The 23,983-nt window shown below is 65.6% G+C and carries 20 protein-coding genes and 2 pseudogenes; 10 read left to right on the forward strand and 12 right to left on the reverse strand.

Going from position 1 to position 23,983, the window contains the following annotated elements:
• Nucleotides 1-93 precede the first annotated feature (93 nt).
• The 5 genes from NOF53_RS06070 to NOF53_RS06090 all read left to right on the forward strand — a co-directional run bounded on the left by NOF53_RS06070 (nt 94) and on the right by NOF53_RS06090 (nt 5,367).
• On the forward strand, nt 94-681 hold the full coding sequence (locus NOF53_RS06070) for an ATP-dependent Clp protease proteolytic subunit (protein ID WP_255966401.1): 588 nt from the start codon (nt 94-96) through the stop codon (nt 679-681).
• A gap of 48 nt (nt 682-729) precedes the next feature.
• A complete protein-coding gene (locus NOF53_RS06075; protein ID WP_255966402.1) occupies nt 730-1,392 on the forward strand; it encodes an ATP-dependent Clp protease proteolytic subunit in 663 nt (220 codons plus the stop codon).
• 243 nt (nt 1,393-1,635) lie between these two features.
• The gene (gene clpX, locus NOF53_RS06080) at nt 1,636-2,916 is read left to right on the forward strand and encodes an ATP-dependent Clp protease ATP-binding subunit ClpX (RefSeq protein WP_255966403.1); all 1,281 of its coding nucleotides are present in this window, start codon (nt 1,636-1,638) and stop codon (nt 2,914-2,916) included.
• 68 nt (nt 2,917-2,984) lie between these two features.
• Entirely contained in the window at nt 2,985-3,425 is a 441-nt protein-coding gene (gene aroQ / locus NOF53_RS06085) for a type II 3-dehydroquinate dehydratase (RefSeq protein ID WP_255966404.1), read from the forward strand.
• 7 nt (nt 3,426-3,432) lie between these two features.
• Nucleotides 3,433-5,367 carry a bifunctional sugar phosphate isomerase/epimerase/4-hydroxyphenylpyruvate dioxygenase family protein gene (locus NOF53_RS06090; RefSeq protein ID WP_255966405.1) on the forward strand — a complete coding sequence of 645 codons (1,935 nt, stop codon included), beginning with the start codon at nt 3,433-3,435 and terminating at the stop codon, nt 5,365-5,367.
• Nucleotides 5,368-5,453: 86 nt separating this feature from the next.
• Here NOF53_RS06090 and NOF53_RS06095 read toward each other — a convergent pair whose 3' ends face one another.
• The gene (locus tag NOF53_RS06095; RefSeq protein ID WP_255966406.1) at nt 5,454-5,843 is read right to left on the reverse strand and encodes a tautomerase family protein; all 390 of its coding nucleotides are present in this window, start codon (nt 5,841-5,843) and stop codon (nt 5,454-5,456) included.
• 70 nt (nt 5,844-5,913) lie between these two features.
• On the reverse strand, nt 5,914-6,966 hold the full coding sequence (locus NOF53_RS06100; RefSeq protein ID WP_255966407.1) for a LacI family DNA-binding transcriptional regulator: 1,053 nt from the start codon (nt 6,964-6,966) through the stop codon (nt 5,914-5,916).
• Nucleotides 6,967-7,250: 284 nt separating this feature from the next.
• Here NOF53_RS06100 and NOF53_RS06105 point away from each other — a divergent pair, with 284 nt between their 5' ends.
• Nucleotides 7,251-8,720, forward strand: coding sequence for a sugar porter family MFS transporter (locus NOF53_RS06105; RefSeq protein WP_255966409.1), 1,470 nt, complete (start codon nt 7,251-7,253; stop codon nt 8,718-8,720).
• 294 nt (nt 8,721-9,014) lie between these two features.
• Here NOF53_RS06105 and NOF53_RS06110 read toward each other — a convergent pair whose 3' ends face one another.
• The 10 genes and pseudogenes from NOF53_RS06110 to iolC all read right to left on the reverse strand — a co-directional run bounded on the left by NOF53_RS06110 (nt 9,015) and on the right by iolC (nt 20,513).
• Nucleotides 9,015-9,995, reverse strand: coding sequence for an ROK family protein (locus NOF53_RS06110; protein ID WP_255966410.1), 981 nt, complete (start codon nt 9,993-9,995; stop codon nt 9,015-9,017).
• A pseudogene (locus NOF53_RS06115) lies at nt 9,992-11,193 on the reverse strand (NAD(P)/FAD-dependent oxidoreductase). The gene NOF53_RS06110 and the pseudogene NOF53_RS06115 overlap by 4 nt, the downstream one beginning before the upstream one ends.
• Nucleotides 11,194-11,259: 66 nt before the next feature.
• A complete protein-coding gene (locus tag NOF53_RS06120; protein WP_255966412.1) occupies nt 11,260-12,765 on the reverse strand; it encodes a CoA-acylating methylmalonate-semialdehyde dehydrogenase in 1,506 nt (501 codons plus the stop codon).
• A gap of 11 nt (nt 12,766-12,776) precedes the next feature.
• Nucleotides 12,777-13,649 (reverse strand): sugar phosphate isomerase/epimerase family protein, encoded by an 873-nt coding sequence (locus NOF53_RS06125; protein WP_255966414.1) that lies wholly within the window; start codon nt 13,647-13,649, stop codon nt 12,777-12,779.
• Nucleotides 13,650-13,654: 5 nt separating this feature from the next.
• Nucleotides 13,655-14,788: a Gfo/Idh/MocA family protein gene (locus tag NOF53_RS06130; RefSeq protein WP_255966416.1), complete on the reverse strand. Its 1,134-nt coding sequence runs from the start codon at nt 14,786-14,788 to the stop codon at nt 13,655-13,657.
• 26 nt (nt 14,789-14,814) lie between these two features.
• Nucleotides 14,815-15,720 carry a sugar phosphate isomerase/epimerase family protein gene (locus NOF53_RS06135; protein WP_255966417.1) on the reverse strand — a complete coding sequence of 302 codons (906 nt, stop codon included), beginning with the start codon at nt 15,718-15,720 and terminating at the stop codon, nt 14,815-14,817.
• Between the two features lie 38 nt (nt 15,721-15,758).
• On the reverse strand, nt 15,759-17,717 hold the full coding sequence (iolD, locus tag NOF53_RS06140) for a 3D-(3,5/4)-trihydroxycyclohexane-1,2-dione acylhydrolase (decyclizing) (protein WP_255966418.1): 1,959 nt from the start codon (nt 17,715-17,717) through the stop codon (nt 15,759-15,761).
• Complete coding sequence (gene iolB / locus NOF53_RS06145) at nt 17,714-18,610, reverse strand: 5-deoxy-glucuronate isomerase (RefSeq protein WP_255966419.1); 897 nt, start codon at nt 18,608-18,610, stop codon at nt 17,714-17,716. The genes iolD and iolB overlap by 4 nt, the downstream gene beginning before the upstream one ends.
• Nucleotides 18,611-18,631: 21 nt before the next feature.
• A complete protein-coding gene (locus NOF53_RS06150) occupies nt 18,632-19,531 on the reverse strand; it encodes a Cgl0159 family (beta/alpha)8-fold protein (RefSeq protein ID WP_255966420.1) in 900 nt (299 codons plus the stop codon).
• Nucleotides 19,524-20,513: a 5-dehydro-2-deoxygluconokinase gene (iolC, locus tag NOF53_RS06155; protein WP_255966421.1), complete on the reverse strand. Its 990-nt coding sequence runs from the start codon at nt 20,511-20,513 to the stop codon at nt 19,524-19,526. Before iolC ends, NOF53_RS06150 begins: the two co-directional genes overlap by 8 nt.
• A gap of 201 nt (nt 20,514-20,714) precedes the next feature.
• Here iolC and NOF53_RS06160 point away from each other — a divergent pair, with 201 nt between their 5' ends.
• The 4 genes and pseudogenes from NOF53_RS06160 to NOF53_RS06175 all read left to right on the forward strand — a co-directional run bounded on the left by NOF53_RS06160 (nt 20,715) and on the right by NOF53_RS06175 (nt 23,980).
• Nucleotides 20,715-21,452 (forward strand): GntR family transcriptional regulator, encoded by a 738-nt coding sequence (locus NOF53_RS06160; protein ID WP_255966422.1) that lies wholly within the window; start codon nt 20,715-20,717, stop codon nt 21,450-21,452.
• A pseudogene (locus NOF53_RS06165) lies at nt 21,430-21,753 on the forward strand (MFS transporter); the annotation flags it as partial. The gene NOF53_RS06160 and the pseudogene NOF53_RS06165, both read left to right, overlap by 23 nt.
• 142 nt (nt 21,754-21,895) lie before the next feature.
• A complete protein-coding gene (locus NOF53_RS06170; protein ID WP_255966423.1) occupies nt 21,896-22,897 on the forward strand; it encodes a substrate-binding domain-containing protein in 1,002 nt (333 codons plus the stop codon).
• Between the two features lie 24 nt (nt 22,898-22,921).
• Nucleotides 22,922-23,980 carry an ABC transporter permease gene (locus tag NOF53_RS06175; RefSeq protein WP_255966424.1) on the forward strand — a complete coding sequence of 353 codons (1,059 nt, stop codon included), beginning with the start codon at nt 22,922-22,924 and terminating at the stop codon, nt 23,978-23,980.
• The last annotated feature ends 3 nt before the right edge of the window (nt 23,981-23,983 follow it).

Raw genomic sequence — 23,983 nt, forward strand, 5'->3', positions numbered from 1 at the left:
TACTTCGTTAGTGTCTGTGTCAGCAATCAACGATTTACGGAGAAGGCAGGTACCGTGACTTCCAATCACCTGGAGACTTTGCAGAGTCCCGCCATGACTTCAGCCACCGCTGGGTTGAACCTCAGCGATTCGGTGTACGAGCGCCTACTGCGCGAGCGCATCATCTTCCTCGGTACCCAGGTCGACGACGACATCGCGAACAAGCTGTGCGCTCAGATCCTGCTGCTGTCGGCAGAGGATCCCAAACGGGACATCTCCCTTTACATCAACTCGCCTGGCGGCTCGGTGAGCGCCGGAATGGCGATCTACGACACGATGCAGTTCGCGGAGTGCGACGTTGCCACCTTCGGAATGGGTCTTGCCGCCTCGATGGGTCAGTTCCTGCTCTCCGCCGGCGCGAAGGGCAAGCGTTACGCCCTCCCGCACGCCCGGATCATGATGCACCAGCCGTCCGCCGGTATCGGTGGCACCGCCAGTGACATTGCGATCATGGCCGAGCAGTTCGCCCACACCAAGCGCGAGATGGCCGAGCTGATCGCCGAGCACACCGGTCAGACCGTCGAGCAGATCACCGCCGATTCGGATCGCGACCGCTGGTTCACCGCACAGCAGGCTCTCGAATACGGCTTCGTCGACCACGTCGTCTCCCGCGCGGCGCAGGCGGGCGGGACCGGGCTGTAGCAGTCCGGCTTCCTCACTGACCGCTCTCACAAATCCTTTGGAGAACTGATGACCAACCTGTTCGATCCCCGCAGCCTGGGAGGCCAGGCGCCCGCCGCCCCGCAGTCGCGTTACATCCTGCCGTCGTTCATCGAGCACTCGAGCTACGGCGTCAAAGAGTCCAACCCGTACAACAAGCTGTTCGAGGAGCGCATCATCTTCCTCGGCGTCCAGGTCGACGACGCCTCGGCCAACGACGTGATGGCTCAGCTGCTCGTCCTGGAGTCGCTCGACCCCGATCGCGACATCACGATGTACATCAACTCTCCGGGTGGTTCGTTCACCTCGTTGATGGCGATCTACGACACCATGCAGTACGTGCGCGCCGACATCACCACGGTGTGCCTGGGCCAGGCGGCTTCGGCCGCGGCCGTGCTGCTGGCGGCCGGGTCGCCCGGAAAGCGGTTGGCTCTGCCGAACGCTCGCGTCCTCATCCACCAGCCGGCCTCGGGTGGCATTCAGGGTCAGGTGTCGGACCTCGAGATCCAGGCAGCCGAGATCGAGCGCATGCGCCGTCTGATGGAGACGACCCTGTCGAAGCACACCGGCAAGACGCCGGATGTGATCCGCAAGGATACGGACCGCGACAAGATCCTCACCGCTGAAGAGGCGAAGGAATACGGAATCATCGACGACGTGCTCGAGTACCGCAAACTCAGCGCCCAGAAGTGATTTTCTGCCGCCCCGGCTCGGACGACACGCCACGAGGGCGGAGTTGCGACGAGCCGGGCGCGGCCTCGGTAAGGCTGGCGTTCCCGGAAGATCGGTGAGCGAATCACCGACAACCAGTCGACCTCGCTCGCGATCTGCGGGTACGGTCACATAACGGGCTTTCGTTTTTCGATGGGTACGCAGCACGCGTGTCGTCGGAATACGGTGGTTGCACGTAAACGAAGGAAGTAGGGACCTGACGAGATGGCACGCATCGGTGACGGCGGGGATCTGCTCAAGTGCTCTTTCTGCGGTAAGAGCCAGAAGCAGGTCAAAAAGCTCATTGCGGGGCCTGGGGTGTACATCTGCGACGAGTGCATCGACCTCTGCAACGAGATCATCGAAGAGGAGCTGGCCGAGTCCAGCGAGGTGAAGCTCGACGAGCTGCCGAAGCCTGCCGAGATCCGGGACTTTCTCGAAAATTACGTGATCGGCCAGGACGCTGCCAAGCGGACGCTCGCTGTCGCCGTCTACAACCATTACAAGCGCATCCAGGCCGGGGACAAGGGTCGTGACGCGCGTGGTGAGACAGTCGAGTTGGCGAAGTCGAACATCCTCATGCTCGGCCCCACCGGCTGCGGAAAGACCTACCTGGCTCAGACTTTGGCGAAGATGCTCAACGTCCCCTTCGCGATCGCGGACGCCACGGCACTCACCGAGGCGGGCTACGTCGGCGAGGACGTCGAGAACATCCTGCTCAAACTCATCCAGGCCGCCGATTACGATGTCAAGCGCGCCGAAACCGGCATCATTTACATCGACGAGGTCGACAAGATCGCCCGCAAGAGCGAGAACCCCTCGATCACCCGCGACGTCTCCGGTGAAGGCGTGCAGCAGGCGCTGCTGAAGATCCTCGAAGGAACGCAGGCGAGCGTGCCCCCGCAGGGCGGGCGCAAGCACCCCCACCAGGAATTCATCCAGATCGACACCACCAACGTGCTCTTTATCGTGGCCGGCGCGTTCGCCGGACTCGAGCGGATCGTCTCCGACCGTGTCGGCAAGCGCGGAATCGGCTTCGGTGCCGAGGTGCGTTCGAAGGCGGAGATCGACACGCAGGACCATTTCGCCGAGGTCATGCCGGAAGACCTCATCAAGTTCGGTCTGATCCCCGAGTTCATCGGCCGTCTGCCTGTGGTGGCCTCGGTTACCAACCTCGACAAGGAATCGCTCGTCCAGATCCTGTCCGAGCCGAAGAACGCACTGGTCAAGCAGTACAACCGGCTCTTCGACATGGATGGCGTGGCGTTGGAGTTCACCACGGACGCGCTCGAGGCCATCGCCGATCAGGCGATTCTCCGCGGTACCGGTGCTCGTGGTCTCCGCGCGATCATGGAGGAAGTCCTCCTTCCGGTCATGTACGACATCCCGAGTCGCGACGACGTCGAGAAGGTCGTGGTCAGCGCCGAAACGGTCAACGACAACGTCTTGCCGACAATCGTTCCGCGCAAGCCCGATCGTGGGGAACGCCGGGACAAGTCCGCGTAGGCGGAGGTGCGCTGTATCCTGAGTGCGGACTAATTCACTAGTTCGTACATACGGAGGTAAAGCGCGCGATGACAGCTCCAGGACCGATCTTCGTTCTGAACGGCCCCAATCTGAACCTGCTCGGGCAACGCCAGCCCGAGGTGTACGGACACGAGACGCTGGACGACGTCGTCGAGCTCTGCCGCACCTCGGCTGCGCGGGCCGGGCGGGAGATCGTGGCTCGTCAGTCCAACCACGAGGGCGAACTGATCGACTGGGTGCACGAAGCGCGAACCACCGCGTCCGGTGTGGTGATCAATCCCGGTGGTTACACACACACCTCGGTGGCCCTGCGCGATGCACTCGTCACTCTCGCGGTGCCGTTGGTCGAGGTGCACATCAGCAACGTGCATGCCCGCGAAGAATTTCGGCGCCACTCGTACGTCTCCGGCATTGCCACCGGCGTGATCGCCGGGCTGGGAATCCTCGGATACGGATTGGCCGTCGACTTCATTTGCAACAAGGGCTGAGGACGGCGTGGCAGAGCGGATCCGGACCAGTGTTGCCACCGTCTCCCTCAGCGGCTCGCTGGAGGAGAAGGTCGCAGCGATCGCCGCAGCGGGTTTCGACGGATTCGAGGTGTTCGAACCCGACTTCGTGAGTTCGCCGTGGTCGCCACGGGAACTCGCCGGCCGCGCAGCGGACCTCGGGCTCACGCTCGATCTCTACCAGCCGTTCCGTGACCTCGATTCGGCGGACGACGCGACCTTCGCCCGCAATTTGGTACGGGCCGAGCGCAAATTCGACATCATGGAGCAGCTCGGCTGCAACACCCTGCTGGTCTGCTCGTCGCCGTTGCCGGAGGCGGTGCGCGACGACGGCCTTCTCACCGCGCAACTCCGCACCCTCGCCGAACGTGCACACGCCCGTGGACTGCGGATCGCCTACGAGGCGCTGGCGTGGGGAACGCACGTGAACACCTACCGTCATGCGTGGAAGATCGTGGCGGACGCCGACCATCCCGCCCTCGGAACCTGTCTCGACAGCTTCCATATCCTCTCGCGCGGCGACGACCCGTCCGGTATCCGCGACATCCCGGGCGAGAAAATCTTCTTCCTCCAGCTCGCCGACGCGCCCCGCCTGTCGATGGATGTCCTGCAGTGGAGCCGGCATCACCGAAACTTCCCGGGACAAGGCAACTTCGACCTCGCTGCGTTCGGTGCGCACGTGCATTCGGCCGGGTACCAGGGGCCGTGGTCGCTCGAGATCTTCAACGACACGTTCCGGCAGTCGTCCACCGGTCGCACGGCGGCCGATGCTCATCGTTCGCTGTTGTATCTCCAGGAGGAAGTCGGTCGGGTTCTGGCAGAAGGCGACGAAGAGCTCGCCAACGGACGCGTCCTCTTCCAGCCGCCGCCCCGCGCGCCGCTCGAAGGAATCGTGTCACTGCGCCTCGCTGCGGGCCCCGGAAAGGAATCCGACCTGCGACAGGCATTGCAGCACATTGGGTTCCAACTCGCCGGTCGTCATCGCGACCACGACCTCCAGCTGTGGCGGCACGGCCCGCTGACCATCATCGTCGATGCCACGGCGGGTACCGTGTGGACCGCCCCAGGTCTGCCTGCACACCTGCCGGTGCTCACCCAGATCGGGATCCGGTCGAGCGATCCCGACGCGTGGGGTGATCGGGCGGCGGCACTCGAGGTACCGGTGCACGAGGTACAGCTGCCCGGTGTGGACTCGGCCCCCGAATCCGATGTGGTGCGACTGAAGATCACCGATGCGACGTCGCTGGACCTGCGCGGGCCCGGAAGTGCGGCGTCGTGGCAGTCGGCGTTCGACCTGTATCCCACCGAATCGCGATGGCAGGACGAGGTTCCCGTGTTCACGGGTGTGGACCATGTGGCCCTTGCGGTGCCGTCCGACAACTGGGACGGCATCATGCTGCTGCTGCGTTCGGTGTTCGCGATGGCGCCGCACGAGGGGCTCGATGTCACCGACGCGGTCGGGATGATGCGCAGTCAAGCGCTCACGATGGACCAGACGGGCGCCGAAGGTGTCAACCGGCCGCTGCGTATCTCACTGAACATGGTGCCCGGTGCCGCGTCCGGCAATTCGCATATCGCCGCGGCCAGGCGTGGTGGCATCAGCCACGTGGCGTTCTCGTGCAGCGACATCTTCACGGCCGCGGCCACCATGCAGTCCAACGGTTTCGAGCCGTTGTCGATCTCGCCGAACTACTACGACGACCTCGAGGCTCGGTTCGGGCTGTCCCGGGAACTGCTCGACCGGATGAGTGGTTCGGGCATTATGTACGACGCCGATGCGCACGGTGAGTTCTTCCACCTGTTCACCAGGACAGTGGGCGCCGATCTGTTCTTCGAAGTGGTGCAGCGGATCGGCGGGTACGAGGGCTATGGCGATGCCAACGCGGCGATGCGACTGGCCGCCCAGCTGCGGGCGGTCGGCTGACCTGCGCGACTCCCTCGCATGACCTTCGCGGACGACACCGATCGGGCGGCCGGTCGTTCGCCGCGATGGACGATCAGGCCATGTGATCACAATGCGCCGGTGAGAAAATGTGCTTCGCCGTTGCCGAACGACCAGTCCGCGTCCGAGTTCTCGGTAATGCACACCATCACGTCGTTCGCGCTGATGCCACAGTTCGTGTCGAGTAGCTCGACCACGGTGCGATAGAAGACTTCCTTCTGCACTGTGGTCCTCGGTCGGCTGGTGACCTGTATCAGCACGACGTCCCGGGTGCGCTCGATGCCGAGTCCGGTGTCATGGACCACCATCTCCTGCGCCGGATGACTGCTCACCACCTGGTAGCGGTCACGGTCGGGCACCTCGAAGGCCTTGACCACCGCGTCGTGGACGGCATCGAGGAGGGTGGTAATTTCGGCGGCCGATCGGCCTTCGATGACATCCAAGCGAATGAGTGGCATGCCTGCTCCTTTGTCTTGACAATAAGACATCGTAAGCGAGGCGTGGCCTCCCGTCCAGGGTGGAGTTTTGTCAGGCGCGTACGGGGCCGCTGGTGCCGCGTACCACCAGGTGCGGCTCGATCACGAAGTCCTGGGGCTCGATCGTCTCGTCCTCGAGACGTCCGACCGCGAACTGCACTGCATGCCTTGCTAGTCCGTCGCTGTCCTGCCGGACGGTGGTGAGATCGATGCGGGAAAGCTGGGACAGGTGGCTGTCGTCGTAGCCGACGATCGAGATGTCGCCGGGAACGTCGACGTGCGCTCGGGTGAACGCGTCCATGAGTCCGATGGCGCAGCGGTCGTTGCCCGCGAGGACGGCGGTAGGCAGCCGATTCTCGGACATCAGGATCTTCGCCGCGGTGACACCGGCGTCCTCGGTGTGCCGACCCGGTATGACGCGCTGGTGGGCGGACAGGCCGTGCTTGCGCATCGCCGCCACGTAGGCGCGACGTCGCTCGGGTGAGCCAGGGTCCGCGCCGCCGTCGACATGCGCGATGTCCTGATGCCCGAGTTCGACCAGGTGATCTACTGACTGCCTGATGCCTTTCGCGTCCGCGGTGCGCACGGTATCCACACTGCTGTGGGGGAGTGCGCGGCCTACGACCGTGACGACCGCTCGATTCGCCAGAGTGCGAATGAAACTGGCCTCCGCAAGCGGTCCGAGCAGTATCAGGCCCTCGCAGCGATGGCTCAGGAGTGCCTCGATCGCCTTGCGTTCGTCCCGGTTGGGGGCACTCGCCGAGAGAAGGACCTCGTAGCCAGCGGCCTCGGCCTCGGCGTAGATCGTTCCGATCAGATCTGCCTGGAACGGTTGCTGGACGTCGATGAGGACGCCTAGGGTGCGGCTGCGGCCGCGCGCGAGCATGCGCGCTGCGCGGTCGAGTCGGTAACCGATCTCGTCGGCGGCCTGCAGGACACGCTCCCGGGTTTCGTCGGAGGCTCCGGGCTTGTTGCTGAAGATCAGCGATACCAGGGTCCGCGAGACTCCTGCCCGATTCGCGACATCGGCCATCGTCGGTCGCCTGTGCGGGCCGGTGACCGGTCCCTCCGTACCGACCTCAACCGCGGCGCGCCCTTCGGGCATCTCCATCTCCTTTGCCTTGCGTCTGAGGGGACTACTTGGGTCTGAGGTGAACGCTCTCACGCATTTCGGGACCACCTCTTGACACCCTCTGTGATTCACATCATAGTAGATAACTGAAGCGCGTTAGTGAAGCGCATTAGATCCGGGAAAACAGCGCTCCCGCGAGTGATACGAGCCAGCGCACCCACGCGATTCGATACCGGCGCAGTCCGCATTCGCTCCTGTCTCGGCACGGTGATCCGACACGCGTGATGAGATGCTTCCCCAGAAAGGCTGAACACCTGATGTTGACGACCAAATCGGCTGCGAATCGGAGCGGGGGCGGCGACGCCCCCGGCAACGAGGGTGGCCACAAGCGATTCCTCACGAAGCTCACCATCATCTCCACCCTCGGCGGCCTTTTGTTCGGATACGACACCGGCGTGATCTCTGGTGCGTTGCTGTACATGAAGGATGAGTTGGAGCTCAGCGCGGTCGGCGAAGCCACTGTCGTGAGTTCCCTTCTCTTTCCCGGTGCAGCGGTCGGTGCGTTGCTGGGCGGCCGTCTGTCGGATCGGCTCGGCCGTAAGCGCACCCTCCTCGTCTGCGCGGGTCTCTTCCTCGTCGGCGCCCTTGCCTGCGCCACCGCGCCTAACGTCGAGATCATGGTCCTCGCCAGGATCATCCTCGGGCTGGGTGTGGGCGCGGCCGCCGTCACCTGCCCGCTCTACCTCGCCGAGATGGCACCGGTGGAGCGACGGGGCCGGATGGTGACCATCAACGAACTGATGATCGTCACCGGTCAGATGCTCGCGTTCTCGGTCAACGCCCTCCTCGACCATCTGATCGAGGACCCGGCCGTCTGGCGGTACATGCTCGCCATCGCCTCGATCCCGGCAGTCCTGCTCTTGCTGGGGATGCTCGCTCTTCCGGACTCTCCGCGCTGGTATGCCTCGAAGGGCCGGTTGACTGAAACCCGCCGCACTCTCGAACTGAGCAGGAGCGCAGCCGAAGCGACCGAGGAATACGCGACCATTGCTTGTCACGCCGAACGCGACCGGAACTCGAAGGTAAGTGGAGCCGTCCACTATCTGCGCGACTTCCCGTGGATGCGCCGCATCCTCTGGATCGGTTGTGGTCTGGCCATCGTGCAGCAGGCCACCGGCATCAATACGGTGAACTACTACGCGCCGACCATCTTGGAGCAGAGCGGGCTGGGAGTAAGTGCCTCGCTGGTCGCCACCATCGCGGTGGGCGTGACGTCGGTGATCATGACGATCGTCGGAATTATTCTGCTCGGCTTCGTCAACCGCCGACGCATGCTGCTGACCGGATTCATCGGAGTGGCATCCTCGCAGGCCGCGCTGGCGCTGGTGTTCCTCCTGCCGTCGTCGACGGGACGTAGCTACATCATCCTGGCCGCGATGATGGTGTTCGTCGCCTTCGTTCAGTGCTTCATCGGGACGTGCGTGTGGCTGCTGCTCTCGGAGATCTTTCCGATGGCCATCCGCGGATTCGCCATGGGGATCGCAGTGTTTGTGCTCTGGACCGCCAACGCTCTCATCTCGTTCGTCTTTCCCATCCTGAACTCGGCACTCGGGTCGACCGGAACGTTCGGCCTGTTCGTCCTGATCAACCTCACTTCGGTGTACTTCGTCTACCGCTTCGTCCCGGAAACCAAAGGGCGCAGTCTCGAGGAACTGGAAGATCGACTGGGGGCCGGCGAACCTACCGCAGCGGCGGGGGCAGGTAGCGCCACCATCGCGACGCACTGACGCGAGGCGGCTCCACTGCCGGTGAGTGGTTGACGAGTCTCTGGACGCGTCAACCACTCACCGGCGCATGCACAGCGCTGACAGACGAAGGTCCCGACGTAGTGCCACGCCGGTCTCGGCGAACACCTGCAGGTATTCCTCTTTTGGCACCGCGCCGGAGAGCAGGTCGTCCACGCGAAGGTGCGGCGTGGGGAGTAAGCCACCCGCGTTGATCTCGGCACCCGTCAGCCCGAGCGAATAGATCGTCTCGAGGTCGTCGCGTTGGGAGTGCCCTGCTCGCCGAAAACAGGGCGGTCACAAGTGCAGCAGCGCATCCCTGGCCATCGTCGCGGCCCCGACCCGCTGTGCCGATTCGCCGAGTTGCGTTTCCCGGATGCGAGCGAGCGGTCGGTTCCCGGAACCCGTTGCGCGAGAGGCATAGACATCCCGGGCGCGGTCGAGGAACAGCGGCGCGGAACCGCTGACACCACCCGCCACGACCACGAGATCGGGGTCATAGACGTCACCGACCATGGCAAGTCCGAGGCCCAGCCACTGTGCGAACTCCTCCATGGTGCGCAGGGCGAGCGGGTCGCCGTCGCGCGCGGCACTCGCGATACGACGACCGGTCAGCGATCCCGGGTCACTAACCACTTCGCGGGCGAGCACCGTCGAACGCGTCGGGTCGGCGGCCAGGAGTTCGATCGCCGTGTCCACGAGAGCCGTTCCACTGCAATACCGTTCCCAGCAGCCTCGCTTGCCGCAAGGACACGGCCGTCCATTGGGTACCACCTGGAGGTGGCCCAGTTCGGGCGCGACGCCGTGACTGCCACGGTAGAGCGTCCCGTCGATGAGCAGAGCGGCGCCGATACCCGTGCCGATCGCGACCAGCACGACGTTGCGACCACCGGCGGCAGCGCCGAACCGGTGCTCCGCCCACGCCGCGGCGTTGGCGTCGTGCTCGAGGACTACCGGCAGTCCCAGCCGTTCGCGTAGATCACGCGCCACCGGCACGTTCTTCCACGGCAGGTGCGGGGCGAAGCGCACCGTGGTGAGGTCCGGGGTGACGAATCCCGCCACCGCGAGTCCGACGGCCGAAACCGGATGGCGCCCCGCGAGCTCGCGTACGGCACGGTCGAGCGCGTCCTCGAGGGCTCTCGCCGAATGTGGAGTCGGCGCCTGTACGGAGTCGAGTACCTCGCCGGTCTCGTCGACGACGCAGGCTCGGATACTGGTACCACCGACGTCGATGCCGACGGTGAGAGCGGAAGCAGGCACGGAGGCGAAGGTACTCACCGTGCGGAGGCCGTTGCCGTCTCGGGTACCGCCCGGGAATCCTCCCAGGCATCGAGCCGGTTGATCGCCGTCCTCGCGACCACCTGTTGTTCCGTGACCGCGAGGTGCCCCCGGGTCCGGCCCAGGAACGACCAGATCCAGGACAGGGCGGTGGCGAGCCGGCTCTTGAAACCGACGATGTAGACGAGGTGGATCAGGAGCCAGAGCAGCCAGGCGAGCGGCCCGGTCAGTTGGAGGCGGCCGACCTTCGCGACCGCGTGGAAGCGGGAGATCATGGCCATGCTGCCCTTGTCGGCGTAGCGGAACGGGGCGCGTTCGGGCTTGTCGCGACCCTTCCAGCAGTGTGCCCGTACCTCCGCGGCGATCAGCTGGGCGGCGTAGCGGCCGCCCTGGATCGCGACCTGCGCGACGCCGGGAAGTCCGTCGCGGTTCATCATGTCCCCGACGACGAAGACGTTGCTGTGGCCGGGGAGGGTGAGGTCGGGTTCGACGAGGACGCGGCCCGCACGATCGGTGGCGGTGCCGGTCTGTTCGGCCAGTTGCCGGCCCAGGGGACTGGCTGCGACACCGGCGGACCAGATCTTGCAGGCGGCCTCGATCCGCCGCTCGGCACCGTCCTGGTCGCGGACGGTGAGTCCGTCATGGTCCACGTCGGTCACCATCGGGCCGAGCTGGATCTCGACTCCGAGATCCTCCAGCGTGTCGGCGGCAGCTCCACGCAGCTTCTCGTCGAAGGGCGGGAGCACCGTGGGCGCCGCGTCGAGCAAGATGATCCGCGCGTCACGGGGATCGATGGTGCGGTAGGCGCGCCGGCGAGCGTGCGGTGCGCAAGCTGGGCGATCTCTCCTGCCATCTCGACTCCGGTGGGTCCGGCGCCGACCACGACGAACGTCAGGAGTCGCTCCCGCTCGGCGGGATTGGTGCTCACCTCGGCGCATTCGAATGCGCCCAGGATGTGGCCGCGCAGCTCGAGGGCGTCGTCGATCGTCTTCATGCCGGGTGCGTGTTCGGCGAAATGGTCGTTGCCGAAATAGGATTGGCGCTGGTACAGCAGCGGCTGGAACAGGTGGTGTGTCGTGCGATCGATCAGAGTGACATCGACGTCGGCCCGTCTCAGCGCCTTGGTGGCGAACAGGCCACCGAATCCGGATCCGATAACCACGACCCGATGACGGCGGGCGAGGGAGGTGTCGCTCATGAAGTTCCTTTGGATCGAACGGACTCCGCGCCGGACCGCGGACGGTCCGGCGCGGAGAACCAGCACTTAAGCGTTCTGGGGGAATCCGAGGTTGAGGCCGCCGTGGCTGGGGTCGAGCCAACGGGTGGTGACGACCTTGCCGCGGGTGAAGAAGTGGATGCCTTCGGTGCCGTGGGCGTGGGTGTCGCCGAACAGCGAGTTCTTCCAGCCGCCGAAGCTGTAGTACGCCATGGGGACGGGGATGGGGACGTTGATGCCGACCATCCCGACCTCGACCTCGTTCTGGAACCGCCGGGCTGCGCCGCCGTCGTTGGTGAAGATCGCGGTTCCGTTGCCGAACTTGCTGGAGTTCACCAGTTCCAGGGCCTCGTCATAGGTTTCGACGCGGATCACGGAGAGGACGGGTCCGAAGATTTCGTCGGTGTAGACGGACATCTCGGTGGTGACGTGATCGATCAGGGTCGGCCCGAGCCAGAACCCGTCCTTGCCGCCATCGGCCTGCACGGTGCGCCCGTCCACGACGATGCTGGCCCCGTCCTTCTCTCCGGCGTCGATGTAGGAGGCGACCTTGTCGCGGTGCACCTTCGTCACCAGGGGGCCCATGTCGGAGTCCTTGGTGCCGTCGCCGATCTTCAAGGTGTTGGTGCGGTTCTTGATCTTGGCGACGAGTTCGTCGGCGATGTCGCCGACGGCGACCAGAGCGGAGATGGCCATGCAGCGCTCACCGGCGGAGCCGAAGCCGGCGTTGACCATGGCGTCGGCGGCGAGGTCGAGGTCGGCGTCGGGCAGGACGATGGCGTGGTTCTTCGCCCCGCCCAGCGCCTGGACGCGCTTGCCGTGGGCGGTGCCGGTGGCGTACACGTACTGGGCGATCGGGGTGGAGCCGACGAAGGAGATGGCCTTGATCGCGGGGTTGGTGAGGAGTTCGTCGACGGCGGTCTTGTCGCCCTGCAGGACGTTGAACACCCCGGCGGGCAGGCCGGCCTCGGCCCAGAGTTCGGCCATCCAGATCGCGGCGGTCGGGTCCTTCTCGGACGGCTTGAGGACGACGGTGTTGCCGGCGGCGATGGCGATGGGGAAGAACCACATCGGGACCATGGCGGGGAAGTTGAACGGGGAGATGATCCCGACCGGGCCGACGGGCTGCCGGATCGAGGAGACGTCGACGTTGGTGGACGCGTTTTCGGTCATGCCGCCCTTGAGCAGGTGTGGCATGCCGCAGGCGAATTCGACGACCTCCTGCCCGCGGCTCACCTCACCCAATGCGTCGGAGACGACCTTGCCGTGCTCGGCGGTGATGATCTCCGCCAACTCGCCCTTGCGCTCGTTGAGCAGTTCCCGGAACTTGAACACGATGGCGGAACGCTTGGCGAGGGAGGTGTCACGCCAGGCGGGGAACGCGGCGGCCGCAGCGTCGATGACGACGCGGGCGTCCTCGACGCTGGCCAGGGCGACCTGACCGGTGATGGCACCGGTCGCCGGGTTGGTGACCGGGGCGGTGTTGCTGCTGGTGCCGGCGAAACCCTTGCCGTCGGACCAGTGTGCGATCTCGCGAGTGATGTTGGTGCTCATGTGTTGTCCTTTCACCGCGTGCGCGCGATGTAATCCTTCATGGTCTTCAGTTGGTAGCGGGAGACGTCGTGGGCGTTCTCGTCTTCGGCGAAAACGCTGGACACCATCACCGTGTCGGGTTTGTCGTAGAAGCCGAGTTCGCCGAGTCCGCCGAAGAACTCGTCCCAGTCGAGGTCGCCGTCACCGATCTTGAGGTGCTGGTGCACACGCACCGGGTTGCCGGGCGGGTTGGTGATGTACCGCAGTCCGTGGGAGCGGTGGTGATCCATCGTGTCCGCCACATGGACGAGCCGCAGCATGTCGCCGGCCGCCCGCATGATCTCGAGCATGCCGGCGCCCATGTGGTACGAGTGGCACGCGACGTACACCAGTCCGAAGTTCTTGGAGTTGATGCCGCGGATCATCCGGATGGCGTCCAGACCGTTCTCCACGAAATCGTCGGGGTGCGGGTCGATGCGAACGTCGATGCCTTCACGCTCGATGATGGGGACGAGTTCCTCCATCGACCGGTAGAACGCGCGCTCCGATTCCTCGGCCTTCTCCGGGCGGCCGCTGAACTCGGTGTTCATCACGTTCACACCGAGGTCGACGGCGATCTGAATGGCGCGCTTCCAGTACCGCACCGCCGCCTCGCGGGCGTCTTCGTCGGGGCCGGACCACCGCAGGACCGGCAGCACGGAGGCGATTCCGACGCCCGCGTCGCTGCACGCCTTGCGGAACTGCCGGACCAGTTCGTCGTCGGCCTTCGGGTGGTTGAAGAACGGGATCATGTCGCGATGCGGGGTGAGCTGCAGGTGTTCGAAGCCGAGTTCGGCAACCACCGCCGGCAGTTCGAGAAGTGAGTAGTCGTGGTGGAAGGGGGTGGGGTCGAGTGCAATCTTCATCGTGTTCAGGCTCCCGGTCCGATGGGTCGCTCCGCAGGCTCCGCTCCTGGGATGGAGGAACGGTCGACCATGTCGACGGCCACCCGCTCGCCGGTCTCGAGCGATTGCACGCCGGCGGCGCACACGGCAGCGGCGGCGTAGCCGTCCCACGCACCCGGTCCGTCGATGTAGGTGCCGGTCTCCGCGCCCGTGCGGGCGGCGTTGACCCAGCGCTGGATCTCGACGTCGTAGGCCTGGCCGAAGCGTTCCTTGAACGACGGGGTGATCTCCCCGCCCCATGCCCCGGCGCCCGAGCGGCCGCTGCCCGCGCCGGTGCCGTACTTGCGGACGAGTCCGACATCGAGACCGATGAAAGCCGAACCCTTCTCGGCGACGATCTCGGTGCGCACCTCGTACGCGATGCCGGTGGTCACGAAGACCTCGACGTCGACGTGGCGACCGGACTCGGTGCTGAAGATCGCGATCTGCGGATCCTGCAGTCCCTCGGGTGCACCCGGGTTCGCTGCCGGCCGGAGGATGTGGACCGAGGTGATCTCCTCGTCGAACAGGAATCGGGTGACGTCCACCTCGTGGACCAGGGAGTCCTTGACGATCATCGAGCTGTCGAAGCCGGGCGGCACCACCGGGTTACGGTGCACACAGTGCGCGAGGAGCACCTGCCCGAACACGTTTTCGTCGATGAGCGTCTTCAGCTGCTCGTACTCGTGGTCGAAACGTCGCATGAAGCCGACCTGGATCAGCTTCTTGCCGAGCTCGGCTTCGCGCTTGACGATCTCGAGGGACGTGGCGACGTCGGTGGTCAGCGGCTTCTCGCACATCACCGGCTTGCCGTGCTCGAGGCAGGCGAGAAGCTGCTTCTCGTGCGTCGGGCCGGGGGTGGCCAGGACGACGGCGTCGACCCCCGGGTCGGCGATCGCGTCGAGCGGGTCGCTGATGACCCGGCAGCCGGGGATCCCGGTGGCGATCTGCTCGGCCTTCTCGATGAAGTAGTCGTTGACGACGGCGACGGTGGCGCCCTTGATGCGTTCGGTGATGCGTGCGACGTGATCGGCGCCCATCATTCCGACACCCAGGACGGCGATGCGCAGGTCGTGCTGGTGCGAGCGAAGCGACGGGGAATTCACACTGCTTCCGGACATAGCTGACTAGCTCCTGACGTGATCGGTTAGACGAACTTGACGGACGGGATCCCGCAGGACCCCAAGTACTTACGGGTACGCTGGGCGATCGGCAGCGGAACGTCCACGGCGCAGGGGTAGAGATCCTGCTCGACGATCGCGAACACGTCGATGTCGAGCTTCTCGATCGCGGCGAGCAGCGGCGGCAGATCGGGGATGCCGAGTGGCGGCTCGATCATCGCGCCGAGTTTGACGGCCTCGCCGAACGGCAGGTCCTCGGCCTCGACTTTCGCGCGGACCTCGGGATCGACCTGCTTGAGGTGCAGATAGCCGATCCGCTCGGGAGCGCGCTCGATGATCGCGAGGTTGTCGCCGCCGCAGTAGCTGATGTGGCCGGTGTCGAGGCACAGGTTCACGTATTCGCTGTCGGTGCCGTCGAGGAAGCGGTACACGTTCTCCTCGGTGTCGACGTGGCTGTCCGCGTGCGGGTGGTACTGCGCCTTCACGCCGTACTGCTCGAACATCTTCTTGCCCAGCTCGTTCATGCCACCGGTCTTCTTCTTCCACTGCTCCGCAGTGAGATTGCGGTCCTCGAGCACCTCGCCGCTGCTCGGGTCGCGCCACATCTCCGGGATCACGACCACATGCTTGCCACCGACGGCGGCGGTCAGCTTCGCGACGTCCTCGATCTGGGTCCACACGGCATCCCAGGAGTCGTCCTGGTGCAGGTGCTCGAACACGGTGCCGGCCGACAGCTTCAGATTGTGGGCCGCGAGTTCGTCGCGGAGCTGCTGCGGATCGGTCGGCAGGTAGCCGTACGGGCCCAGCTCGATCCACTCGTAACCGGACGCGGAGACCTCGTCGAGGAACCGTTCGTACGGGGTCTGCTGCGGGTCTTCGGGGAACCAGACACCCCAGGAGTCGGGGGCGGATCCGACGCGAATGACGCTCATCGGGAAGTCCTTTCGAGAAAAGTGTGTCGGGAGGGTTGTCAGTTGCCGGACGGGCGGAGGAACGGACGCTGGATCTTCTTCCACTGCGCGTACGTCTCGTAGGCGGTCCGGGTGGAGTCGAGGGTGCTGGTCGAGCTGACCGGCACGTCCCACCAGGATTCGCTGTCCGGGGCCGCGATTCGCGGATCCGTCTCGACGTGGATGACGGTGGTGTTGTCGCTCGCCTTCGCCACCTTGACGGCGTCGGCGAACTCGGCGGCCGTGTTCGCGCGGATCACGTCGGCGCCGAGGCTCGCGGCGTTGGCCGCTAGATCGACGGGCAGGATGTCGCCGTCGAGCCGGCCGGAGTCGCCGCGGTAGCGGTAGTCGGTGCCGAACCGCTGCGAGCCGAGCGACTCCGACAGCGACCCGATGGACGCGAAGCCGTGGTTCTGCACGAGGACCACGATGACCTTGACGTTCTCCTGCACGGCCGTGACGAGTTCGGTGGCCATCATCAGGTACGAGCCGTCGCCGACCATGATGAACACGTCGCGGTCGGGGCAGGCCATCTTGGCGCCGATGCCGCCGGCGATCTCGTACCCCATGCACGAGAACCCGTATTCGACGTGGTAGCCCTTGGAGTCGCGGGTGCGCCACAGCTTGTGCAGGTCGCCGGGCATGGAGCCGGCGGCGCACACGACGACGTCGCGCGGATCGGACAGCGTGTTGGCGAGACCGATGACCTGGTTCTGGTTCAGGCCGAGCGAGTCGTCGTCGATCTTGTAGACCGAGTCGACCGTGGACTCCCAGTGAGCTGCGTGTTCTACTGTGCGCGCTCGGTACTCGCCGGAAACCTGGTAGTCGCCCAGTGCCGCGGTGAGCGCCTCGAGTGCCTCGCGGGCGTCTGCGACGACGCTGACGCCGCCCTGCTTCACCGAGTCGATCGACGCGACGTTGATGTTGACGAACCGCACGTCGGGGTTGTTGAACGCGGTGCGCGACGCCGTGGTGAAATCGCTGTAACGGGTGCCGATGCCGATGATCACGTCGGCCTCGGTGGCGAGAGCGTTGGCCGCCGTGGTGCCGGTCGAGCCGATTGCGCCGACCGACTGCGGGTGGTCGTAGGGCAGTGAGCCCTTGCCGGCCTGACTCTGACCGACCGGGATGCCGGTCGCCTCGGCGAACGAGGCCAGTGTCTCGGTGGCGCCCGAGTAGATCAGGCCGCCGCCCGCGACGATCAGCGGCTTCTTCGCCGACCGGATCACGTCCGCGGCCCGCTCGATCACCGACTTCTCGGGAAGCGGCCGGGCCACGTGCCACGTGCGCTCGGCGAACAGTGACTCCGGCCAGTCGAACGCCTCCGCCTGCACGTCCTGCGGAATGGCGACGGTGGCCGCACCCGTCTCGACGGGGTCGGTCAGCACGCGCATCGCGCCGAGCAAGGCCGAAGGCAACTGCTCCGGTCGCCACACCCGGTCGAAGAAGCGCGACAGCGGTTTGAACGCGTCGTTGACGGTGACGTCGCCACTCGACGGCAGTTCGAGTTCCTGCAGCACCGGCGCGCTCGCGCGGGTCGCGAACGTGTCGGCGGGCAGGAGCAGGACGGGCAGCCGGTTGATGGTGGCGAGCGCCGCGCCCGTCAGCATGTTGGTCGAGCCGGGGCCGACGCTGGCCGACACCGCCCACGTCTGCAGACGATCCTTCTGGCGCGCGTACGCGACCGCGCTGTGCACCATCGCCTGCTCGTTGCGCCCGAGGACGTACGGAAGTTCGGATTCGGTACCGGCTTCGACGGCGTCGATCTCGGCCTGCAGCAGTGCCTGACCGAGCCCGGCGACGTTGCCGTGGCCGAAGATGCCGAAGCAGCCGGCGAAGAACTTGGTGCGCTCGCCGTCCCGCTCGACGTACTGATTGGCGAGGAAACGGATGGTTGCCTGAGCCACCGTGAGGTGGACGGTGCCCTCGGCGTTGGGGTTCTTGCTCGCCGATATCGGCGCGGTGGACACCACGGTCATGCTCCTTCGGACGGTGCGTGGAGGGGGAGGCGGGGATCGACGGTCTGGTGTTCCCAGCTGCCGCGCAGCCAGGTGTGGGCCGGGTCGTCGCAGATGTTCCAGGCGCGGTCTTCGCCGGGCCCGGCCATGACGTTCAGGTAGTACATGTGATGTCCGGGGGCGGCGATCGACGGTCCGTGGTAGCCGTGCGGCACGAGGACCACGTCGCCGGAGCGCACTTCCTCGAGCACCTCGATGGGCCGCTCCGGAGTGCCGTACACGCGATGGTAGCCGAATCCGGTCCCGCCGAAATCCACTGCGGTGGAATTGGCGTCGGCGATCTCGAAGTAGTAGATCTCCTCGAGCTGCGACTCGACGTCGCTGTTCTCGTCGTGCTTGTGGCTCGGGTACGACGACCAGTTGCCACCGGGAGTGATGACCTCGCACGCGATGATCGAATCGGCTTCGAAGCGATCGGCGGTGCCGAAGTTGTGCACCTGGCGGCTGCAATTGCCCGCGCCGCGCAGTTCGACGGAGATGTCGGCTGCCGGGACGTACCGGAACGGGAATTTCTGCCGCGCGCGGGCCCCACACAGGGCGAATCGTCCACCGGCCGCGCTCGTCACCGTGTAGGCCGAATCCCGGCCCACGTAGGCGAAGTCGCTCGGTCCGTCGAACACGGACCGCCGTCCGGTGAGGGCGAACTCGGTGCCCACGCTCGACACCGCCGCGGACCCGGCCAGTGGCACGACGATGATCTCGTCGTCACCGGACGCGAGTTCGGCCGACCCGCCGGCGGCCAGGGTGAGCACCCGGAGACTCGATTCGGTCCAGCCCGCGGATTCGGGGGTGACCTCGAGGTCGAACGGTCCGGTGGCCGCGGAACCGACCGGCACGTAGTACTTGCTGTTCATCGTGGGCCTCTCCGGCGTGCGTCAGTGAACGAGGGATACGGCGGTGTCGACCGCGGCGGCGACGTCCTCGTCCCGCGGGTACAGCAGGGTGCGGCCGACGATCAGGCCGCGGACCGACGGAAGCGCCAGCGCCTTGGCCCAGCTCGCGAACGTTTCCTCGGGGGATATCTGTGGGTCTCCGCCGAGCAGCAGCGTCGGAAGCGTCGTCGCATCCATCACACGTTCCATCTCGTCGACCACCGGAAGCTTCATCCACGTGTACGCGGACGTGGACCCCAGGCCCTGGCTGATGTGGATCGACTTGATCACGGCGTCGGCGCTGAGATCGTTCTTGACCTTGCCGTCGACACGCCGCGACAGGAACGGTTCCACCATGGCCATCAGTCCGGCCTCGGCCAGCGCATCGACCGCCTGGGCGCACGTGGTAAGGGTGGAGAGTGTGCCGGGGTCGTCGAGATCGATGCGGCACAGCATCTTTCCGCCGTTCATGCCGGCCTTCGCGGTGCCGGCCGCGGTGTAGCCGGTCATCCGGTCGTCGAGTTCGAAACTGGCGCCGGCCAGGCCGCCGCGGTTCATCGACGAGATGACCACCTTGTCGTCGAGCGCGCCGAGCAGCACCAGATCGTCGAGGATGTCGGCGGTGGCGAGCACGCCGTCCACACCGGGGTTGCGAAGGGCGGTGCGGAGGCGGTCGAGGAGGTCGGTGCGACTGTTCATCGCGGTCGGGCGGTCGCCGACCGAGAGCGCGCCGCGGGCGGGGTGGTCGGCGGCGACGATCATGAGCCGGCCGTTACCGCGCACCGTGGGCCGGGCGATCCGGGTAGCCCAGGCGCGGTCGATGGCGGCCGGGTCGTTCGCGCGTACCTCGGTGACGTCGGCGTAGGACGCGCAGACTGCGCGGTGAGCGAGGGTTTCAGACATTGACGGCCTCCGAAGCGGTGGACTCGGCGAGCTCCCGGACCTCGTCGGCCGTCGGCATCGCGGTGGAGCATTCGAGCCGGGAAGCGACGATCGCCCCCGCGGCGTTGGCATAGCGCAAGATCTTCTCGAGCGGCCACCCGGCGAGCAGGCCGTGGCACAGCGTGCCGCCGAAGCTGTCACCGGCACCGAGGCCGTTGACCACCTGGACGTCGTTCGGGGGCACCGTGATGCTCTGGGTGCGCGTTTTCCCGAGGACGCCCTTGGGGCCCTGCTTGACGATGGCCAGTTCGACGCCGAGGTCGAGCAAGGCGTCGGCCGCCTTGTGCGCGTTGGTCTCGCCGACCGCGATCTCGCACTCCTCGCGGTTGCCGACCGCGACGGTGACCTGCTGGAGGGCGCGCTGCACCTGAGCGGTGGCCTCGGCGGGGGAGGACCAGAACATCGGGCGGTAGTCGAGATCGAGGACGGTATGGCTGCGGCGTCCGCGCGCCTCCCAGGCTGCGAAATGGCTACTGCGGCTGGGCTCTTCGGACAGTCCGGTGACGGTCGACCAGTAGAGCTTCGCGTCGCGGACCGCGTCGAGGTCGAGGTCCGACGGCGTCACCTGCAGGTCCGGGGCGACAGGCTTGCGGTAGAAGTACAGCGGAAAGTCGTCCGGCGGGAAGATCTCACAGAACGTGACGGGAGTCGGGTGCTCGGTGTCGATGCCGACGTAGCGGTTGTCGACACCGAGGTCGGTGAGTGCCGTGCGGACGAAGCGTCCGAACGGATCGTTGCCGACTCCCGAGATGAGGGCGCTGCGGCAGCCGAGGCGGGCGGCGGCAACGGCGACGTTGGCCGCGCTTCCGCCGAGGAACTTGCCGAACGTCTCGACGTGCTCGAGCCCGACACCGGTCTGGAGTGGATAGATGTCCACGCCGCAGCGCCCGATGGCGAGGACGTCCACTCCACTCTGGCTGGGTTGCGTCTGGAAGGTGGTCAAGGCTGACTCCCGTGAAGGTCGTGGTGGGTGGTCTGCGCAGAGCGCCGAGGTCTTGCTGAAACTGTGCTCCATTTCACCGCCCGCTGTCAACAGTTTGTCCTGACATTATTACTTGAAGTCAATCGGGTGTTAGTGTTCGCATACACTTCGGGAAAAGTTGGCGGCAACTGACGTCGCCCGCGAAGAGGATCGGAGTTGTCCGTGGGTGCACCGCTCGCAGTCGAGCTCGACCGATCGAGCCCAATTCCGCTGTATTTCCAGCTCGCCCAGACGATCGAGAATGCGATCATCGGTGGGGAGCTTGCGCCCGGTGATCGCTTCGAGAACGAACTTGCTCTCGCCAAACGTTTGAACCTGTCGCGACCCACCACCCGCCGCGCCATCCAGGAACTCGTCGACAAGGGGTTGCTGGTCCGCAAGCGGGGTGTCGGCACGCAGGTGGTGCAGAGCGCCGTGCATCGTCCGGTCGAGCTCACCAGCCTTTTCGACGACCTCGCTCGGGCGGGGCAGAGCCCGACCACCAAGCTGCTCGACTACGGGATCGGGGTGCCCTCCGCCGAGGTCGCTGCCGAGCTCAACTTGTCGGAAGGCTCGGAGGTCGCCTCGATCCGGCGGCTGCGGAGCACTAACGGAGAGCCGCTCGCGCTGATGACCAACCACATTCCGGTCGACCTCGCACCCGACGCCGAGGAACTCGAGACGCAGGGCCTCTACCACGCACTGCGCGCCCGCGGAGTGCACATCCGGCTGGCCCGGCAGCGCATCGGCGCGAAGGCGGCGAGCAAGGCGGAGGCGAATCTTCTCGACGAGAAGACCGGGGCGCCGCTGCTGACGATGAACCGGACCGCGTTCGACGATTCGGGCAGCGCCGTCGAGTTCGGCAGCCACTGCTACCGGGCGTCGCGGTACTACTTCGACACCACGGTTGTCGACCGGTAGGGCACTGCCCGCGTCGTTTCCCCGGGGACTGGCAGCGGTTCGCTGTACCGCCTGATTGATGCGGCGCTTCGGGATTCGGGCGGTGTTGATCTGGAACGGTGTGCTGACGATCGGCTGTTTCGGCCTGCTGGCCACGACGCCCCTATCGGTTCTCGTCGCAATCCTGTTCGTCAGCGGAGCGCTGCGCTCGATCGGATTCTCCGCATATAACAGCCTTGTCTTCGCTGATGTGGGACCGGCGGAACCGACCGATGCCAATACTCTGAACGCGGCCCTGCAGGAGCTTGCGGCAGCGGTCGGCAACCCGTCGGACTGTTTGATATGCAGTCCTAATGTCAGAACAAAGTGTTGACTTTCAAGTATGACCCGTATTACATCTTCCTGAGAGGGCCGGGCCGGATCCTGCGATTCGGCCGCCCGATTTCACCCGAGAGGAAGTCCACATGACGTTTCTGAAGGACCGTACGGGGGCGGCAATCATTGCGGGTTCGGCCGTGATCGTGCTGGGTCTCGCGTCCTGCTCGAGCACCGGGGGAAGGCCCGACAGCTCGGGCAGCGGGATGGGGGCGGGAACCGCCGACACCCCCAGGGCCACCGTCGCGATGATCACGCACGAGGTGCCCGGTGACTCCTTCTGGGATCTGATCCGCAAGGGGGCCGAGACGGCCGCAGCCAAGGACAACATCGAACTCCGATACTCGGCGGACCCGGAGGCGCCGAACCAGGCCAACCTTGTGCAGAGCGCTATCGACAGCGATGTCGACGGCATCGCGGTCACGCTGGCCAAGCCGGAAGCGATGGCCCCAGCGGTGGAGAGCGCCCTGTCCGCTGGGATTCCCGTCGTAGCCTTCAACTCGGGCTTCGACCAGTACAAGGCGGATGACATACAGCAGTACTTCGGGCAGGACGAGATGCTCGCCGGAGTGGCGGCCGGTGAACGTCTCGACAAGGACGGGGCAAAGAAGGTGCTCTGTGTGATACAGGAACAGGGTCAGGTGGCCCTGGAATCCCGGTGCGCCGGTGTCACGAAAGGTTTCCGGGGGCAGACCGAGATCCTGAACGTCAACAGCAAGGACATGCCGTCGGTCGAGTCCACGATAACCGCAAAACTGCAGCAGGACCCTTCCGTCGATCACGTCGTGGCCCTCGGTGCTCCGATCGCTCTGACCGCGGCGCAGTCGGTCACCAACGCCGGCAGCGACGCGAAGGTGGTCACCTTCGACACCAACGCCGCACTCGTCGATGCCATCAAGTCCGGTGCCGTGCAGTGGGCTGTCGACCAGCAGCCGTTCCTGCAGGGATACCTCGCTGTCGACTCGCTCTGGCTGTATCTCAACAACGGCAACACGATCGGTGGTGGCACCCCGACCCTGACCGGCCCGGCCTTCATCGACCAATCAAATATCGACTCGGTCGCCGAGTATGCCGAGAACGGGACTCGCTGAGTTTCTCGGCACGGAAGGGAAGACATGTCCACACAGTCCGATATGGACCTCGCCAGTCATAAGATCGTCACCGACGAGCGGGTCAAGGAGCAGAAACGCCTGCAACGCCTGCTCATTCGTCCCGAAGTGGGGTCGCTGTTCGGTGCCGTTGCAATCTTCATCTTCTTCGCGATCGTGGCGCCTCCGTTTCGTACTCCCGAGGCCTTGGCAACGGTGCTCTACGCCAGTTCGACCATCGGCATCATGGCCTGTGCAGTTGCCCTGCTCATGATCGGCGGGGAGTTCGACCTCTCGGCCGGTGTCGCAGTGACCACCAGTTCCATTGCGGCGTCGATGATCTCGTACAACCTCCATCTCAATCTGTGGGTGGGCGCCGCCCTCGCACTCGTCGTGTCGCTGGCCGTTGGCTTCCTCAACGGCTATCTCGTGATGCGCACCAAGATCCCCAGCTTCCTCATCACCCTGAGCTCTTTTCTCATGCTGACCGGTATCAACCTTGCCGTCACCAAGCTCGTCACCGGTCAGGTCGCCACCCCCAGCGTCTCCGACATGCAGGGTTTCGACTCCGCAAAGAAGGTGTTCGCGTCGTCGTTCGTGATCGGCGGGATTTCCGTCCGCATTACCGTCCTGTGGTGGCTGCTGTTCACCGCGATCGCGACGTACGTACTGTTCAAGACCCGGATCGGCAACTGGATCTTCGCCGTCGGCGGCAGTCAGGACAGCGCCCGGGCGGTCGGCGTTCCGGTCACGAAGGTCAAGATCGGCCTGTTCATGACCGTCGGCTTCGCGGCCTGGTTCGTCGGTATGCACTTGCTGTTCTCGTTCGACACGGTGCAGTCCGGCCAGGGCGTCGGCAACGAGTTCCTGTACATCATCGCCGCGGTCATCGGCGGTTGCCTGCTGACCGGCGGGTACGGTACCGCAATCGGTGCGGCCATCGGCGCGTTCATCTTCGGCATGACCAACCAGGGCATCGTCTACGCCGGCTGGAACCCCGACTGGTTCAAGTTCTTCCTCGGTGCGATGCTGCTCTTCGCCGTCGTCGCCAACAACGCATTCCGCAACTACGCCGCGAAAAGGTGAGGG

Origin of the sequence: Rhodococcus tibetensis, from assembly GCF_024438035.1 — a bacterium.
GTDB lineage: Bacteria > Actinomycetota > Actinomycetes > Mycobacteriales > Mycobacteriaceae > Rhodococcus_F > Rhodococcus_F tibetensis.

Excerpts from the sequence above, each read along its gene's own strand:
- NOF53_RS06175 (WP_255966424.1), top strand. The coding sequence starts at position 22,922 with ATGTCCACACAGTCCGATATGGACCTCGCCAGTCATAAGATCGTCACC.
- clpX (WP_255966403.1), top strand. The coding sequence starts at position 1,636 with ATGGCACGCATCGGTGACGGCGGGGATCTGCTCAAGTGCTCTTTCTGC.
- NOF53_RS06070 (WP_255966401.1), top strand. The coding sequence starts at position 94 with ATGACTTCAGCCACCGCTGGGTTGAACCTCAGCGATTCGGTGTACGAG.
- iolB (WP_255966419.1), bottom strand. The coding sequence starts at position 18,610 with ATGAACAGCAAGTACTACGTGCCGGTCGGTTCCGCGGCCACCGGACCG.
- NOF53_RS06120 (WP_255966412.1), bottom strand. The coding sequence starts at position 12,765 with ATGAGCACCAACATCACTCGCGAGATCGCACACTGGTCCGACGGCAAG.
- iolD (WP_255966418.1), bottom strand. The coding sequence starts at position 17,717 with ATGACCGTGGTGTCCACCGCGCCGATATCGGCGAGCAAGAACCCCAAC.
- NOF53_RS06170 (WP_255966423.1), top strand. The coding sequence starts at position 21,896 with ATGACGTTTCTGAAGGACCGTACGGGGGCGGCAATCATTGCGGGTTCG.
- NOF53_RS06100 (WP_255966407.1), bottom strand. The coding sequence starts at position 6,966 with ATGCCCGAAGGGCGCGCCGCGGTTGAGGTCGGTACGGAGGGACCGGTC.
- NOF53_RS06150 (WP_255966420.1), bottom strand. The coding sequence starts at position 19,531 with ATGTCTGAAACCCTCGCTCACCGCGCAGTCTGCGCGTCCTACGCCGAC.
- NOF53_RS06075 (WP_255966402.1), top strand. The coding sequence starts at position 730 with ATGACCAACCTGTTCGATCCCCGCAGCCTGGGAGGCCAGGCGCCCGCC.
- NOF53_RS06125 (WP_255966414.1), bottom strand. The coding sequence starts at position 13,649 with ATGAAGATTGCACTCGACCCCACCCCCTTCCACCACGACTACTCACTT.
- aroQ (WP_255966404.1), top strand. The coding sequence starts at position 2,985 with ATGACAGCTCCAGGACCGATCTTCGTTCTGAACGGCCCCAATCTGAAC.
- NOF53_RS06135 (WP_255966417.1), bottom strand. The coding sequence starts at position 15,720 with ATGAGCGTCATTCGCGTCGGATCCGCCCCCGACTCCTGGGGTGTCTGG.
- NOF53_RS06105 (WP_255966409.1), top strand. The coding sequence starts at position 7,251 with ATGTTGACGACCAAATCGGCTGCGAATCGGAGCGGGGGCGGCGACGCC.
- NOF53_RS06095 (WP_255966406.1), bottom strand. The coding sequence starts at position 5,843 with ATGCCACTCATTCGCTTGGATGTCATCGAAGGCCGATCGGCCGCCGAA.
- NOF53_RS06130 (WP_255966416.1), bottom strand. The coding sequence starts at position 14,788 with ATGTCCGGAAGCAGTGTGAATTCCCCGTCGCTTCGCTCGCACCAGCAC.